13 protein-coding genes and 1 tRNA gene are annotated in these 16,478 nt (G+C 33.1%); 10 read left to right on the forward strand and 4 right to left on the reverse strand.

Features of this window, described 5'->3' with window-relative positions:
• Positions 1–59 precede the first annotated feature (59 nt).
• The 7 genes from MR053_RS11705 to MR053_RS11735 all read left to right on the forward strand — a co-directional run bounded on the left by MR053_RS11705 (position 60) and on the right by MR053_RS11735 (position 8,823).
• Entirely contained in the window at positions 60–854 is a 795-nt protein-coding gene (locus MR053_RS11705; protein WP_242132620.1) for a cation transporter, read from the forward strand.
• Between the two features lie 225 nt (positions 855–1,079).
• Positions 1,080–1,859 carry a DUF6090 family protein gene (locus tag MR053_RS11710; RefSeq protein WP_242132621.1) on the forward strand — a complete coding sequence of 260 codons (780 nt, stop codon included), beginning with the start codon at positions 1,080–1,082 and terminating at the stop codon, positions 1,857–1,859.
• A gap of 102 nt (positions 1,860–1,961) precedes the next feature.
• Positions 1,962–2,342, forward strand: coding sequence for a VOC family protein (locus MR053_RS11715; protein WP_242132622.1), 381 nt, complete (start codon positions 1,962–1,964; stop codon positions 2,340–2,342).
• Positions 2,343–2,411: 69 nt separating this feature from the next.
• A complete protein-coding gene (locus MR053_RS11720; protein ID WP_242132623.1) occupies positions 2,412–3,260 on the forward strand; it encodes a GNAT family N-acetyltransferase in 849 nt (282 codons plus the stop codon).
• 325 nt (positions 3,261–3,585) lie between these two features.
• Positions 3,586–4,632 (forward strand): ACR3 family arsenite efflux transporter, encoded by a 1,047-nt coding sequence (gene arsB, locus MR053_RS11725; protein ID WP_242132624.1) that lies wholly within the window; start codon positions 3,586–3,588, stop codon positions 4,630–4,632.
• Positions 4,633–4,831: 199 nt separating this feature from the next.
• On the forward strand, positions 4,832–7,291 hold the full coding sequence (locus MR053_RS11730) for a T9SS type A sorting domain-containing protein (RefSeq protein ID WP_242132625.1): 2,460 nt from the start codon (positions 4,832–4,834) through the stop codon (positions 7,289–7,291).
• A gap of 308 nt (positions 7,292–7,599) precedes the next feature.
• Entirely contained in the window at positions 7,600–8,823 is a 1,224-nt protein-coding gene (locus MR053_RS11735) for an MliC family protein (protein WP_242132626.1), read from the forward strand.
• Between the two features lie 256 nt (positions 8,824–9,079).
• Here MR053_RS11735 and MR053_RS14020 read toward each other — a convergent pair whose 3' ends face one another.
• Both MR053_RS14020 and MR053_RS11745 read right to left on the reverse strand, forming a co-directional pair.
• Entirely contained in the window at positions 9,080–9,766 is a 687-nt protein-coding gene (locus tag MR053_RS14020; RefSeq protein WP_242132627.1) for a GNAT family N-acetyltransferase, read from the reverse strand.
• Between the two features lie 92 nt (positions 9,767–9,858).
• Complete coding sequence (locus MR053_RS11745; protein WP_242132628.1) at positions 9,859–10,419, reverse strand: OsmC family protein; 561 nt, start codon at positions 10,417–10,419, stop codon at positions 9,859–9,861.
• Positions 10,420–10,594: 175 nt separating this feature from the next.
• Between MR053_RS11745 and MR053_RS11750 the strand changes: the two genes are divergently transcribed.
• Positions 10,595–12,499 carry a sigma 54-interacting transcriptional regulator gene (locus MR053_RS11750; RefSeq protein ID WP_242132629.1) on the forward strand — a complete coding sequence of 635 codons (1,905 nt, stop codon included), beginning with the start codon at positions 10,595–10,597 and terminating at the stop codon, positions 12,497–12,499.
• A gap of 156 nt (positions 12,500–12,655) precedes the next feature.
• Here the strand turns inward: MR053_RS11750 and MR053_RS11755 are convergent, their stop codons facing one another.
• The gene (locus MR053_RS11755) at positions 12,656–12,829 is read right to left on the reverse strand and encodes a hypothetical protein (RefSeq protein WP_242132630.1); all 174 of its coding nucleotides are present in this window, start codon (positions 12,827–12,829) and stop codon (positions 12,656–12,658) included.
• 320 nt (positions 12,830–13,149) lie between these two features.
• Here MR053_RS11755 and MR053_RS11760 point away from each other — a divergent pair, with 320 nt between their 5' ends.
• Positions 13,150–13,890 carry a sulfite exporter TauE/SafE family protein gene (locus MR053_RS11760; RefSeq protein ID WP_242132631.1) on the forward strand — a complete coding sequence of 247 codons (741 nt, stop codon included), beginning with the start codon at positions 13,150–13,152 and terminating at the stop codon, positions 13,888–13,890.
• Positions 13,891–13,995: 105 nt separating this feature from the next.
• Here MR053_RS11760 and MR053_RS11765 read toward each other — a convergent pair.
• Positions 13,996–14,070 (reverse strand) — tRNA-Pro (locus MR053_RS11765).
• Positions 14,071–14,245: 175 nt separating this feature from the next.
• Here MR053_RS11765 and MR053_RS11770 point away from each other — a divergent pair.
• Positions 14,246–16,474, forward strand: coding sequence for a TonB-dependent receptor domain-containing protein (locus MR053_RS11770; RefSeq protein ID WP_242132632.1), 2,229 nt, complete (start codon positions 14,246–14,248; stop codon positions 16,472–16,474).
• The last annotated feature ends 4 nt before the right edge of the window (positions 16,475–16,478 follow it).

Consider the following 16,478-nt stretch of genomic DNA (forward strand, 5'->3'; position numbering starts at 1 on the left):
AACCCATAGCCAAAACCAATGGCTAAAATTATAGGACTAGAAAAAAACGTGAAAAGCGAATGAATAAAACAATATTTGAAATTACCAAAATGGACTGTCCATCGGAGGAGAATTTAATCCGAATGAAATTGGACGGAATTTCAAGTATTGCCAATTTGGATTTTGACATTCCGAATCGAAAATTGACCATTTTTCACAGCGGAGAAATTGACCAAATAGAAAAGTCAGTTATCGAACTAAATTTAGGCGGCAAGAAAATCTCTACCGAACAAACCGACCAAACTGAATTTATTGAAAACGTAAACCAGAAAAAACTACTCTGGACTGTACTAGGAATTAATTTCGCTTTTTTCCTAATCGAAATGACAACTGGACTAATCTCAAAATCAATGGGGCTGATTGCTGATAGTTTGGATATGCTTGCCGACAGTTTCGTTTATGGAATTAGCCTGTTTGCAGTTGGTGGAACTTTAACAAGAAAAATGCGAATTGCCAAACTTGCTGGATATTTTCAAATAACACTTGCAATTATTGGATTTGTAGAAGTTTTAAGGAGATTTTTCGGAGGCGAGAAACTACCCAACTTTTCGACAATGATTATTGTTTCAATTTTTGCTCTTATCGCAAATGGAATTTGCCTTTACATTTTGCAAAAGTCAAAAAGCAAGGAAGAGGCGCATATGAAAGCAAGTATGATTTTCACTTCAAACGATGTGATTATCAATTTAGGAGTAATTACAGCTGGACTTTTGGTAAATTGGTTGAGTTCAAACAAACCTGATTTGATTATAGGAACAATCGTTTTTGTTTTGGTAATTCAAGGTGCTTTCCGAATTTTAAAGTTAAGCAAATAACAAAGCACTACTTACAACAATGGCTATGCGCAATGTGGGTTTTAGTCATTTAAATTAAAGTCTCTACTCCCATTCCACTCGCATTGTTTATATTTATATCAAAAATTAACAAAATATAAAACAAGGCTCGTTTACAGTCGTGCGAGGATTGAAAATTTTCGCTTCCAATCTCTCGCACTTCGCATAGCCTAAACCGTTGGCATTCATTTTGACCAACCTTAACCAATGATAAAATTCTTTAGAAAAATCAGACAAAAACTGCTGACTGAAAATAAGTTCAGCAAATATCTTCTTTATGCAATTGGAGAGATAATTCTTGTAGTAATTGGGATTTTAATTGCGTTGCAAATAAATAATTGGAATGAAAACAGAAAAGATTTGTTACGTGCACACCATGTTTTAAATAATTTAAGCGAGGAGATTAGACAGGACTCAATTTATTTTAATAATGTTTACAATGCTGAAAAAGACATTTTTCTATATGGAGCCGAGGTATTATTTAATTTACATTCAAATAATCTTAATTCTGAAGAAATAGATTCCATAGTCGGAACCTCTTTTAGACTAGCATGTTTCACTCCCGCTATTAAGTCCTTAAACAATGCATTTAACGAACTGATGGCCTCCAACTTATTATCGCAAATAAGATCGGAAGATTTAAAATATAATTTGAACGAATATTACGGACAAATTGACTTCCTCAAAAGTTATTCTTTACAATCTCATCAGCTAAGCAATGACTTAATTTATGAATTATCTCAGTATTATGAGGTAATCCCCATAAAACTTGGTGATGCCAGAGAAATATCAAATTTTTCTGGTGCCGCTGAAAGTCAATTTACCGCAACGTATGATTTACAATCTTTTAGGAATAACAAAAGTTTAAACCCGAAACTATATGATATGATTGACATTCATAAAGACAGATTGGGTGGATTTGAAATATTAAGAGATTTATCCATAAAAATTCAAAATGGAATTCTAATGGAGGTGAAGAGAAAATAACGAAAGTACAACACTGGCTATAGATATCATTACGGCTAAATCATTCTGGCGCACCATTCCTTAACAAAACCATTATATGTAATGCAAACCGACTGAGAAAATATGAATTTAAACCAAATAACAGTTCCTTCATTGGATTTGACAAAATCAATCCCTTTTTATGAAAAATTAGGACTTAAATTAATAGTGAAATCTCTACCACATTACGCACGATTTGAATGCCCAAATGGAAACTCAACCTTTTCAATTCATCAAACAGCCCAATTACCAAAAGGAGATGGAATTTATGTATATTTTGAATGCGAAAACCTTGATGAACATGTTGAAAATATAAAAAGAAATGGCATTGAATTGGACCAAGAACCAACGGACCAAAGATGGTTATGGAGAGAAGCAAGATTAAAAGATGTTGATGGAAATCAACTGATTTTATTTTATGGTGGAGAAAACCGACTAAATCCACCTTGGAGAATAAAAAACTAAAATGAGACTCTAATAAAACACAACATTCAACACCGTACAAAACGGCTATAGCTGTAATTTGAAAAATAAATGGAAATAAGAAGTTTAGAAGGAATTGATAATAAAGATATTTTAAAGGTCTTCAATGAATCATTTTCAGACTATTTCGTTCCTTTAAAATTAACTTCCAAACAATTAACATCAAAAATGATTGCTGATAAAACCGACCTCCAATTGTCAGTTGGTGTATTTGAAAATCAAAAGCTCATTGCTTTCATTCTACACGGGTTTGACACCATTAACAATCAAAAGGTAGTATATAATGGCGGAACAGGTGTTATTCCCGAAAAACGAGGTTCTGGATTAACTAAACGAATGTACAGTTTTAATTTACCTATTTTAAAAAAGAAGGGAATCGATAAAATTATACTTGAAGTTATAGCCAAAAATACTCAGGCTATAAAATCTTATGAAAAATCTGGATTTAAAACAGTAAGGGAATTAGTGTGTTATAAAGGAGAATTTATACCTAATAAAACAAATGAAGAGGTAGTTATTAAAGAACTTCAAACCTATCCATGGAAGATAATGGAGTCTTTTTGGGATATAAACCCCACTTGGCAAAACTCGAAAAAGGTAATGACAAAACTGAGGACAGAAAACACTGCATTAGGAGCTTACCTTAAAAACCAGTTCGTTGGTTATATTATTTACAATCCAGAAACCAAACGCGTGCAACAAATTGCCACTCACAAAGATTTCAGAAAAAAAGGAATAGCTTCGAGTTTAATAAACGAACTGGCAAAAAAGCACGGAAATGCTTTTTCAATAATTAATGTGGATAAAAAAGCTGAGAGCGCAACCAACTTTTTTGATTCAATAGGATTTAAAAATGATCTGGAACAGCTAGAAATGGAATTGAAAATCAATAAAAACTAAAGTCATCAATAACTGAGTTAAAAACTGTTGTTTGTAATTTGCATGTGTTACCTTGATTTGGTTTATACTCTCATTAGCATGATCTAAAGAACAAGCTTGTAGGTATTAAAAATTTATTTACTCCTATTGCATGAAATCGCCCTAGCTAAACACCATGGTTTTGTATCCTCCTACTTCTTCAACATAAACATTAGCAAGTTTTTGTACTTTTACTCCCAGACGAACGACCACACCCTAAAGGCAGTGTGCTACGTCCGTTTATTAAAAACATAACCATATTTTTAGAACGAGACCGTTTACATGTCTCTAAAACAAACTCATAAAAATGCCGACAAAACAATTAAGTTTCCTTGATAGAAACCTAACATTATGGATTTTTGTTGCTATGGCTATTGGAGTTGGACTTGGGTATTTCATTCCAACTTTTCCAAATATCATAAACTCATTAAGTAGTGGAACAACAAATATCCCAATTGCCATTGGATTGATTTTAATGATGTATCCGCCTTTGGCCAAAGTCAATTATGCCTTATTGCCCTCGGTTTTTAAAAACACCAAAACCCTTTCTGTTTCACTCATTCTAAATTGGGTAATTGGTCCTGTTTTAATGTTCTTTTTAGCTATAGTTTTTTTACGGGATTATCCAGAGTATATGGTAGGACTAATTTTGATTGGTTTGGCTCGTTGTATCGCAATGGTTTTGGTTTGGAACGACCTTGCAGAAGGTAGTAGCGAATATGGGGCCGGTTTAGTGGCATTGAATAGTATTTTTCAAGTTTTTGCCTATAGTTTTTATGCTTGGATTTTTATTACAGTTCTTCCACCCTATTTTGGTTTTGAAGGTGCCATTGTAGATATTTCTATTGGAACAATTGCAGAAAGTGTTGCCATTTATTTAGGCATCCCGTTTTTAATGGGCATTTTAAGCAGATTAATTTTAGTGAAACTAAAAGGAGAGGAATGGTATACAAAGAAATTCATTACTACAATATCACCAATGACCTTAATCGCATTGTTATTTACTATTGTGGTTATGTTCTCCCTAAAAGGAGAATTGATTGTTGAAATACCAATGGACGTCCTTATAATCGCCGTTCCGCTTTTAGTATACTTTACGCTAATGTTTATTATTGGCTTCTTCTCTACCAAAGCAATGGGAATAGAATACGACAAAACAGCTTCGGTGGCATTTACAGCAGCAGGAAACAATTTTGAATTGGCAATTGCAGTAGCTATTGCGGTTTTCGGACTCAATTCAGGACAGGCTTTTGCTGGAGTGATTGGACCATTAGTTGAAGTTCCAGCCTTAATTTTATTGGTTCGGGTTTCATTTTGGTTACGTAAAAAGTATTACGGCAATACCAATACTTAAAGCCATACCCATTTGCGAGAACTCACAAACATTATATTGTCTTTATAACGTTTGTAAACCTAAGATATGTTTAATAACAAGTAACCTTCTGAAACGAAAGGTAGTTGTTAAAATCAATTTTTAAACTATAGTCATATTTCTATGCCGTGATCAGAAAAAACATTAATTAAATTAGTAACTTTGAATAAAACGTTTTATCATGAGATCAAAATTACTTCTTCTTCTATTTTTTGTACAAAGTTTTAGTTATGCACAAACGCTAGTATTTCCGCTTTCTAATGGTGGAAATAAAGACCAGGGATCTATTTTTAAATATGACTATACTAATGGAAACCATGAAGCTCTATTTTTTGATCATGAGATCGAAAAATCAGATCATCGTGGCGTAGGAACCACAAGTCGAGAAAGTAAAGGTCTTTATGTAAGTTCAAACAATTGTATTTATTTCACTTTCGCTGCCGGAGGAACGCACGTCTATGATGCGGACGCTAATGGACAAATTATAAAATATAATTTAACAACCCAAGAATTTTCGGTTGTTAGAAGCTTTAGCCTACTAAACTATGATCAAGGAAGCCACCCTACAAATGGTTTTACAGAATACAATGGAAAATTATACGGTGTCTGTAGTGTTGGAGGTGCTAATGATAATGGTGTAATTTATTATATTGATTTAGCAGATGATAGTTACCATATTGTTCATAATTTTTTGGAATCTACAGACGGTGCTTTCCCCTCAACATCTTTGATTTTGGAAAACAATAAATTCTACGGAGGCACAACAGCATCCACTGATGGAAAGGGCTTTGTTTTGTATGAATTTGACCCTTCAAACAATAACTATTCTATATTACATGATAATACCGGCTGGGGGGTGCTGGAAACAGTTACTGACCTTAGTTTTAAATCGGGCAGATTATATTATTGTAGTAATAGTTTAATTGGTTATTATAATTTTTCAAATAATAACATAACTACAGTCCATCAATCTACCGGTGCAAATGATGTATTTGGCAATAATTATCAAGGTATTAACTTCTCATCAAACGTTAACAAACATTTTGTTACCGCTGCTGGTGGAGGAAGTAATGGCAAAGGAGCAATTTTAGAGCTAAACATTGGTAGTCCAAATATAGTGAATGTTCATTCTTTTGGTGCAAACGGTTATTATCCACAACAGGAATTAATAGATCTGGGAAATGGAAAACAAGCCGGGGTAACACTTGAAAATGCTACTGACATAAATGGATCTCTATTCGAGTTTTTAGCTACTAATATCGTAAACCCTATATATAGTTTTCCAAACGCAAATACAGATGGTTATAGAATTTCAGGGATCCCTGTATTAGTAAATAATGTATTGTATGGTTTTGCTGACGAAGGTGGGGCTAATGGATCTGGTGTTTTTTATCAATACGACCTTGCTACACTTACCTATAGTAAAATAATGGATTTAGGAAGTTCTATTGGCAGATCGCCCATAGGTGCAATTGTTCCAACAGGAAACAATGACTATATTGGATTAAATGCAAGAGGTGGCGGTAATGGTTATGGTTCAATATTTACCACCAATCTGTCAACTGTTACAAGTACCTATGAAAATATTAATAATAACATCGTAGAAAAATTTCAAACTAATTTAGTTCTTTACAATGGTTTATATTATGGTGTGGGTCTTGCCTATGTTCCAAGCTCTATACAAAGTTTTAGTGTTCTTTATTCTTACGACCCTAACACAAATACTATTTCCTCAGTAGCTGCAATAGACCCAAGTGGAATTGCAGGGGTTGCATTACCTGGATCTATATCACAAGGCAATTTACTTATTGAAGGAGATAAATTATACGGTTTTACCTCTTCAAAGATATTTGAATATAATCTTACAAATAGCAGCTTAACTTACCCTCATACGTTTAATGTCGGGGTTGATGGAACTACAACTTTTAAAGCAGAAATTGATGCTGGAATAATATATGGTGTTAATTATAATTCCGGTAGTAACGGAACAGGGACACTTTTTAAGTTTGATATTTCAAATACCACTTTTACAGTACTAGATAGTTTTACGGCATCTACTGGTTTTCCCATTAATATTGGTTTGTCTGGAAACTTTTTATATGGGATTACCTCAACAGGAGAAACCAATTCTTTAGGGGCTGTTTTTAAATACAATCTTACCAATAATATCTATTCTACAATCCATGATTTAGACATAACTGATGGTTATTATAGAGGTTCTAAGTTATTTCTGGCATCAGATGGAAATCTATATGGTACTTTAGATGAAGGAGGACAAAATGGTTATGGTAGTATTGTTAAAATTAACACTAGTAATGACCAGGTTACTTTTCCCTTTCATTTTTCAGAATCAACAGGAAACACAACATCAAGAAGTATGATTACAGAAGTTAATTCTTCGCTATCTGTTTCAGATATAGCTAAAAACAACCTTAATATTTATCCTAATCCTGCAACTGACATAGTAAAGATATCCGGCAAAAACATTGTTAATGTTGAAATTTTTAACCTTAGTGGTAAAAAAGTCCCTACCCATTTCTTTAATAGTCAAATTGATGTTTCAAAGCTTAATTTGGGGATTTATATTGTAATTATACATACAGAAAATGGTTTTATTCCAAAAAAATTAATAAAAATCTGATAAACTAATTCATCTTTAAGGATTATATAAATAAACTTTATAAAACGGACTTCTTCAAACTTGGGTTATTAGGGGCCAGGGTGATTTCATGTCCCCAGAAAAAAATTGGCTATTGCTTTTTAGTGCCAATAAAGATGAAACTAAAAATAATAAGAACATGGTTTATCTTGAAAGGCGTTTGGCCCTGTTGGAACAATTTGACAATTAGTAGGTTTTTAAATAAAAACCACACCTTAAAAACTAAAGTTGACCATGACATGCATGAGAATTTTGGTAACATCTTTTAACCCATTGTAAACTATAGTGAAATGAAACATACTATTAAATCAATTACAATTTTAGTGTTTGGCTTAAGCTTTATAACAGCATGTAAAAATGAAAATACTAACAATACAAAGAAACAAGTAGAAAAAACATTCAGCGAAACAATAACCTATATTTCTAACAATGGAATTCAAAAATATGAATTGCAAATTATGAAAGACAGCATCCATCTTCAAGACATTGCCAATAACAAATTGTATAAAATGGCTCATGTTCATTCTGGAAGTGGCTCTAAATACAAAAGTGCAGATGGTTATGTTTTTTGGAGTAAGGGAAAAGAATATACCTTTTATAAAAATAACAACACCATCTCTAAAGGCACTTTATTTGAAGGTGATACTTCAAAACATCTTGGAACTTATGTCTCCGAATTTTACGAAAAAAGAAACGAAGGCTATGACTGGATTGCTGTAAATGTTAGTAATAGCGGAATTAATAAATTAAATATTAGTGTACGTTCTCGTGCAGATAAAAAAAAGCCGACCTGTACATTGAATACCATGGCTTACAAAGTTGATGAAAACAATTTTAAAGCCTATGAAAACGATGCAATTATATTATTTTCTTTTGAAGATGGGTACATTTCAATAGATACTGAAAATAAAGATCAGGACAGTGTTTTGCTATATTACTGTAACGGAGGTGCTAGCCTAAAGGGAAAATACAAGTTGATTGTTGGTAATGCAGATGAGTCACAAATTGACAAAACGCGATATAGAAAAGTACTTTCATGGCAAAATATTAGATTTAATATTTCATCGGTAAGAAAGGAATACACCAACCAATTAACCATTAACCCTTATGGGCTAACCCAACAAAATACAGCGGTTACGCACGATATTGAAGGCGAAGTTACAAATGCGGAAATCGAAGATCTAAATGCAGACGGATTCCCCGAAGTACTGGTGTATATTAATTCAACCGGGAGCGGCAGTTATGGTAGCGTAATTGGTTATTCTGTAAATAATGGTAAATCAATGAGTCAAATATATATGCCCCCAATTTTTGAAAACAAGGAGCTTAATAAGGGATATATGGGACATGATGAATTTGCTATTGTAGAAACTACTCTCGTTCAGCGATTCCCTATATATAATGATGATGATACAAATTCAAACCCAACAGGAGGCACGCGCCAAATACAATACAAGTTAAAGGATGGAGAAGCATCTAGAAAATTTGTGGTGGATAAGGTCATTGAATATTGATAGAGGTAATATGTAAACATATTTGAAAGAGAGTTAAACAATAGTAATATATTTAACCGCAGCTATATTTTAAGGGCAAAGATTTTGACAAGAATTTCTAGAATTGAAAAATGTACTCCTATGATATTTTCAGGGATAGGATTACATGACAAGTATAAATCGATGTGAGAACAAAAAGCTATCGCCAATAGCAATAAAAAACACGTGGTCAGCTGGCCAAACTCCACTAAACGGTTTAGGCACTGTTTTAAAAGCCCTAAATAACACGTCTTAAAATCCAGCAATCTAATTTTTGTCTTGTTACAAATCCTAAGTTTTCATACAATTTGATAGCAGCTTTATTGGATTCGACAACATGTAAAAAAGGGGTTTTATTTTCATTTAAAATTTGATCCGTAAGATGTTTTAGCAGTTGCTTGGCATAGCCTTTTCCTATATACTCTGGGTGGGTTACCACTGAACTTATTTCTGTATATCCATCCATTTTCATTCGTTCTCCAAGAGCAGCTACCAGATTATTCTTTTTATATATCCCATAATAATTTCCCAAATCTGATGATTTATTTTTAAATAGGGTTGGAAGTATAGATTTAACCAAATTTGATAGTTCAGCTTTCTGTTTTCTTGATTTCAAATCAACAATACGCTCCTTGATTTTTATACCAATTGGTTTTTTAAGAATCATTTGACAACAAGATAGATAACCACTAAAAGTAAGACCAATTCCAATCGAAGGTTTTTTTCCAAACACATATAGGTCATCATTAAAGTTGGTGGCGTCAAACATTGCTTCTATTTTCCTTCTATTTGGTGCCAATGCCAAAAAAGGACAATATTCTGGGTTATAAAATTTCAATCCATCACATTCAATAGAATATGGTTTATCTAATTCATTTAAAGAATACCAGACAGGATTGTCTAATTTATACTCTTGTGTATTCACGTGCACTGCATTTTTATTTAATAACCTATCAGAAAAACAACAAAGACCCCCAAAATGGGTCCTTGTTATTTTTTCCAAATACAAAAGTTAATTTAATCCTGAAGTTGTAGAGATACAGGTACCTTATTAGTTACAATGTCAAATACTGGCGACTTATAAGCAAAGGATATTAATTTTTGTTTTTCTTCTTCTGTCAAGTCTCCTTCAATCTTAAAGTTTACCCTAATTTTTTGATACCCATTTCTAATCGTATCATCTAACCCAAGAAATCCCTGTACATCTAGGTCACCTTCCAAGAAGGACTCTACATGGTCAACAGAGATGCCATTTGCTGCAGCATGAAGCATCATTGTAGTAGTCATACATCCGGCCAGTCCATGAAGAATAAATTCCACTGGATTTGCACCTTCATTATTACCCAATAAAATTGGTGGTTCACTGTTGTCAAATACAAATGGATGCTCTCTGGTCTCATCTTCTGTACATCCTCCATAGAAATCTTGAATAGTACTTCGGTTATGTCCTCCAGAAATCCATTTGTTTCTGGCTCTAAATTTAAATTTTGCAATTTCTGGGTTAGCTTGAATTGCTCCAACGGTATCCATTATATCTTTTGAATTGAATCCGTTTACTTGTCTTTGTAATGTTTCCATTTTTTTAAATTTTTAAGTTAATACTGATTCTTATTAAGCAGCGATTATGCCAAAATTGCAAGGTATTGAATACCAGTAAATTATATAGTGTGTTGTAAATTTTAAATGTCGATATTTCGTCATTATTAAATTTTTAGGTAACTTAATTTCGTTAAACAGATAAAAGGTTATAGTTATGGGAGAAAAAAAAAGAGTACCTGGATTAATTGCACTTAAGCAAATTATTGAAACGACATCCTCGTACACAGGAAAAGACTTTTTTAAGGCTCTTGTTAAGCATCTTGCTGAAATTTTAGACGTATATGGCGTTTGGGTAACCGAATTTTGGCCAAAACAAAACAAGCTTAACGCGCTTGCTTTTTATCTTGATGGAGCTTTTGTAGAGGAATACATATATGAGGTAGCTAATACGCCATGTGAACCTGTTTTGGGAAGTGAGGATATCTGCCATATTCCAAAAAATGTTATACAACTCTATCCAAAAGATCCCGATCTAAAACCTTTGGGAGCGGTTAGCTATATGGGTATTTCGTTAAGAGATAATAATGGCAGTGTAATTGGTCATTTAGCCTTGTTAGACAATAAACCCATGATTGAACTCCCAGAGGTATTTGCTATTTTCAAAATCTTTGCGTCCAGGGCAGCAGCAGAATTGAGAAGGGAAAAAGTACAAAAGAAAATAATTGAAAGCGAGTCAAAACTCAACAGATTGGTCAACGGCACCTCTGATGCTATAATAGAGTTTAATGCCGATTTTAAAATTACACAAGTAAATGAAGCGGCCACCAACCTATTTACTCGAAACACCAACTCCTTTTTAGACAAGGACATAAAAGAACTGTTTAGTGCCAAATCGTATTCTAAATTAAAATTTATTATTCCTCAGCACGAGGTATTAAGCAATAAATATGGCGCCCTACATATTAATGAACCATTGCTATGCATTAATTCAAAAACAGAATCTTTCCCAGCAGACATCAATCTTTCATGCTATAAATTCAATAATGAAATGTTTTATGTTTTATACATTAAAAACATAAAGGAGCAGGTTTCCGACAAAATAAAAATCAAAGCCTTAAATACTGAAACCATCATCCTTAGGGAAAAAATTAAATCGCAACAGTTTGATTATATAATTGGCAGGAGTGATTCTATTAAAAAATGTCTTGAACTGGTAAGCCAAGTTGGTCCCACAGGAGCCAATGTTCTTATTCAAGGAGAAACTGGAACCGGTAAAGAGTTATTCGCCAAAGCTGTACATGACGCTAGTGAACGTAAAGACAAGAGTATGATTACTTTAAACTGTGCTGCCCTCCCTTCAGAACTCATAGAAAGTGAATTATTCGGGCATGTTAAAGGAGCTTTCACAGGTGCCATGAGCGCTAGGGAAGGTCGATTTTCTTTGGCTGATCAAAGCACCCTTTTTCTTGATGAAATAGGAGAATTACCTTTAACCCTCCAGGTCAAACTATTAAGGGTTTTACAGGAAGGAACTTTTGAACCTGTTGGAAGTTCGGAAACCAAAAGTGTAGATGTGAGGATCATTGCTGCCACTCATAGAGACTTAAAAGAACTGGTAGAAAAAGGAACATTCAGGGAAGACCTTTACTATAGACTTAATGTTTTTCCCTTACAAATTCCTCCACTAAGAGAACGAGGTAAAGACATAGAACTTCTGGCTATTGCCTTTTTGGATAAACTAACAAAAAAAAGTGCATTATATTTATCCCCACTATCGAAATCAGATATCAAAAAATTATATAACTATCATTGGCCAGGAAATGTCAGGGAATTACAAAATGTTTTAGAACGTTGTGTGATAACCAGTAGTGATGGCAATTTAAATTTAAATGGATTTTTACCAATTACACCAATTAAAGAAAAAAAGATTTTAAATGCTTCAAACATTTTTACCTATAAAGAAATGGAACATATTGAAAGAGAAAACATTGTTAAAGCACTAAATCTAACGAATTGGAAAATATCAGGAGCAGGTGGTGCTGCCGAGTTATTAAAAATCCCTAGAACCACACTTACCTCTAAAATCAATAAATTCTCAATAAAGAGAATGGCAATGTAATATTTTAAACCCAAAAAAGTATATCCATGATAAATTAGAAGCAACAGATGGCTATTGCATTATTATACAAAAGGTAAAAAACCCTATTCTACTTCTCTTTGGAGGACTGGTTTATTGAACTAATAAATGAGGAACACAGGCAATTTCTCGTATAACTCATAAAACCATACTCATTGACCAATATAACAGATAGGTTATAGCCTGATTGTTAAACCCTAGACCGTAAACCAACCAAACCATCATACCTCCTTGTAAAAATGGCAATTGGTAAATGTGAGATAACTGTAGATTTACTTTTCCATTCCAATAGGAACATACAATACGATTCATAAGAAGTCTAGAAAATTACTATCATCAATGAACAGGTCGCTCAATATGGAAAAAAACGATAATTACAGGTATAATTCTTCGGCTAAAAGCTTCTTTAAATTACAAAAAATCACCTTTAAAAATGGAAAACAAATTTCATCATTTAATTAATCCTGTGCATAGTCATTAAAAAATATCCGTCTTTTTGTTGCAAGTTCAAACCAGTAACACTAATTTAATATCTCTTTTTGCTAGTTGAAAATCATCACAATTTTGCTATCTTGCTTTGTATCCTATATAAACATCTTAGCTAAAAGCTAACGCTTAAATACATTAATTAAATGAAAGACACCAATTATGTGTTTTTGCTTCTGGCATTGATAGCCGAAATAATTGGTACTATAGGTGGTTTTGGATCTTCGGTGTTCTTTGTTCCGCTAGGAAATTTTTATTTCGATTTCTATTCTGTACTTGGGTTGACGGCAATTTTTCATTTGTCGAGTAATTTGAGCAAAATTTTTCTCTTTAAAAAGGGATTGAACATAAGACTATTACTATACATTGGTATTCCTTCAGTAATTTTTGTAGTGCTGGGAGGTATAATGTCAAAATTTCTTGATACGTACTTTTTAGAAATCTTTTTAGGAATATTTCTTATAGGCTTGAGTATTTTATTTTTAATAAAAAATAAAATTGTAGTTCATGCAAAAAACAAAAATGCTATAATTGGGGGGTCCCTATCTGGATTTTCAGCTGGATTGCTTGGCACCGGTGGTGCGATCCGCGGTTTAACCATGGCCGCTTTTAACTTAGAAAAAAGTGTATTTATCGCAACATCGGCTTTTATTGATTTTATAATAGACTTTTCCAGAACATTTGTTTATTACAACAATGGTTACATTCATAAACATGACTTAAAGTATGTACCATTTTTATTTGTTATTGGATTGATGGGGTCCTTTATAGGCAAAAAGGTTTTGGCTTATATACCACAATCAAAATTTAGGAGGTTATCATTATTATTCATTTTGTTTATTGGTGTTACAACTTTACTTAGAATTTTCATAACACAAATTGAATAATGCAATCAGCTAACAAGACATGATCTGTATTGTTTTTTGTTAAAACAAAAAACACTGAAAATCATTCGATTAACAGTGTTTTATTTTAACCTAATACTAGGTTTGTCGGGGTGGCAGGATTCGAACCTGCGACCTCCTGCTCCCAAAGCAGGCGCGATGACCGGGCTACGCTACACCCCGAAAAGGGATGCAAATATAATTTTATTTATCTGTATCGCAATCATATTTTTTTAATTTTTTATTACAAAAACTATACTTTAGCCCAATAATTGCAAGTAGCATAGTGCATTTGTTTATAAATAGATATTTCATTTATTTTTTTTTAGCCTTATCTAGTTTAGGTTATGGACAAGCTATGATAAAAGGCAAAGTTATTGAAAGCGAAAATGGTACAGCTCTACCAGATGTTGTAATCGTCAATAACGATAACCAGACCAAGACCTATTCACTTTTTGATGGTACTTTTCAAGTTTTAACGGAAGGCACTTACCTGTTTAAAAAAGATGGTTACATATCAAAACCATTTAAGTTAAAGAAAAACACTTTTTATGTTATTCAATTAAACCAAAACCCTTCTCTGCTAAATGAAATTATTGTTCAATCCAACCTTATCCCTAAAGTACTAAAAACCTCAACAGCATCAATAAATCTTATTAACACAAAAGACATCCAACGTTTAAATAATATTAATTTTTCTCATGTTTTAAACAGAGTACCAGGCATTTTTATGCAAAGTGGCGCTCTTAATACCAATAGAATCACGATAAGGGGCGTTGGATCTAGAACTGACTTTGGAACCTCAAAAATTAGAGCATACTTTAAGGATATTCCATTAACCAATGGCAGTGGTGAAACCACCATTGAAGATTTTGAGCTTGCTTCCATTTCAAGTTTCGAGATCGTTAAAGGTGCTGTATCCAGTAGTTATGGTGCTGGTCTAGGTGGTGTTATACAACTTAAACCTAAAAAGACACTATTTAACCAAACCAACATAAACACTGAGTTTTCTTTTGGATCTTTCGGACTCTCCAAACAGGTTATAAATCTAAATTATGGAAGCACAAAAAATAGTGTTAATGCTATTTATAGCAATACGGATAGTAATGGTTACCGCGATAACAACAACTATGCTAGGCAGACTTTTACTTTTAATACCAATCACTTCTTAAATGCAAAAAACAAACTATCCATTTTAGCCAGTTACGTTGACTTAAAAGCTTATATACCGAGTTCACTTAACGAAAACGATTTTATGAACAACCCAAAAAAAGCAGCTTTTACTTGGGGACATGCACAGGGTTACGAAGATAGTGAGCGGGCTATTTTAGGACTGTCATGGCAACACGACTTTAACACAAAACTAATCCAACATACTAGTTTGTTTAGTACATACAGAAAGGCTTATGAACCCAGACCCTTTAACATTCTGGATGAAAGTACATGGGGCATAGGTTTAAGAACACGTCTTTTAGGCAATACAAAATGGTTAAATAAAAAACTAAAATGGACTATTGGAATAGAACTATTTAAGGATTTGCACAAATACAAAACACTTGAAAACTTGTATAAAGATTTCCCTATCGGCACAGGAAGTGTAAAAGGTGATATATTAACTCACTTTAAAGAAGATAGAAGTTATTACAATATTTTTACAGAATCCTATTTAGAAGTTTCCAAAAACACCACCCTATCCTTAGGTTTGAATCTTAATAAAACGGCTTATAAATTGGATGACAGGTTTCCTGTCTCCCAAGCAAATCCAGATCAATCGGGAAGTTATAAGTACAAGTACATAGTCTCTCCAAAATTTGGGGTGAATCATTTAGCCTTCAAGGATATTAGCATATTTTCCAGCATCTCACATGGTTTCTCTCCGGTTTCGGCTAATGAAACACTCTTACCTAATGGACAAATTAACAACCAATTAAAACCTGAAACTGGTTGGAATTTTGAAATCGGTTCTCGTGGTATGGCACTAAATAACAAGCTTTGGTTTCAGTTATCCCTATATCGCTTAGCCATTAAAAATCTTTTAGTCTCTAGAAGAACAGATTATGATGAGTTTATAGGTATCAATGCTGGTAAAACACGACACGATGGTCTGGAACTGGATTTAAACTATAATTGGTTGCAAACCAAAACACTTAAAATGACTTCTTTTATTAGCTACTCATTGAACAATTATAAATTCAAAGCATTTATAGACGACAACAACGATTACTCCGGAAATGATCTAACAGGGGTCCCTTCAAATGTGTTTAATGTGGGGCTAGATATTAATTTTAATCTGGGATTATATGGACATATAAACCATCAACATGTTGGAAGCATACCGATAACAGATAATAATAGCCTGTACTCTAACAGTTATAATTTAACCCATTTAAAAATGGGGTACCTTTTAAATCTTAATAAATCATTAAAAGTGAATGTTTTTATGGGTATAAACAATATATTTGACACGCATTATGCCTCACAAATACTAATTAACGCTACTGGGTTTAATGGAAGTGCACCGAGATATTATTATCCCGGAAACCCTTCCAATTATTTTACAGGATGCAGTTTAAATTATATTTTTTAAAACA

The organism is Aestuariivivens marinum (assembly GCF_022662175.1).
In the GTDB taxonomy this organism is placed as follows: domain Bacteria; phylum Bacteroidota; class Bacteroidia; order Flavobacteriales; family Flavobacteriaceae; genus Aestuariivivens; species Aestuariivivens marinum.

Bases quoted from the DNA above. Each gene is read 5' to 3' on its own strand.
- MR053_RS11705 (WP_242132620.1), top strand. From the start codon at position 60: ATGAATAAAACAATATTTGAAATTACCAAAATGGACTGTCCATCGGAG.
- MR053_RS11710 (WP_242132621.1), top strand. From the start codon at position 1,080: ATGATAAAATTCTTTAGAAAAATCAGACAAAAACTGCTGACTGAAAAT.
- MR053_RS11715 (WP_242132622.1), top strand. From the start codon at position 1,962: ATGAATTTAAACCAAATAACAGTTCCTTCATTGGATTTGACAAAATCA.
- MR053_RS11720 (WP_242132623.1), top strand. From the start codon at position 2,412: ATGGAAATAAGAAGTTTAGAAGGAATTGATAATAAAGATATTTTAAAG.
- arsB (WP_242132624.1), top strand. From the start codon at position 3,586: ATGCCGACAAAACAATTAAGTTTCCTTGATAGAAACCTAACATTATGG.
- MR053_RS11730 (WP_242132625.1), top strand. From the start codon at position 4,832: ATGAGATCAAAATTACTTCTTCTTCTATTTTTTGTACAAAGTTTTAGT.
- MR053_RS11735 (WP_242132626.1), top strand. From the start codon at position 7,600: ATGAAACATACTATTAAATCAATTACAATTTTAGTGTTTGGCTTAAGC.
- MR053_RS11745 (WP_242132628.1), bottom strand. From the start codon at position 10,419: ATGGAAACATTACAAAGACAAGTAAACGGATTCAATTCAAAAGATATA.
- MR053_RS11750 (WP_242132629.1), top strand. From the start codon at position 10,595: ATGGGAGAAAAAAAAAGAGTACCTGGATTAATTGCACTTAAGCAAATT.
- MR053_RS11755 (WP_242132630.1), bottom strand. From the start codon at position 12,829: ATGAATCGTATTGTATGTTCCTATTGGAATGGAAAAGTAAATCTACAG.
- MR053_RS11760 (WP_242132631.1), top strand. From the start codon at position 13,150: ATGAAAGACACCAATTATGTGTTTTTGCTTCTGGCATTGATAGCCGAA.
- MR053_RS11770 (WP_242132632.1), top strand. From the start codon at position 14,246: ATGATAAAAGGCAAAGTTATTGAAAGCGAAAATGGTACAGCTCTACCA.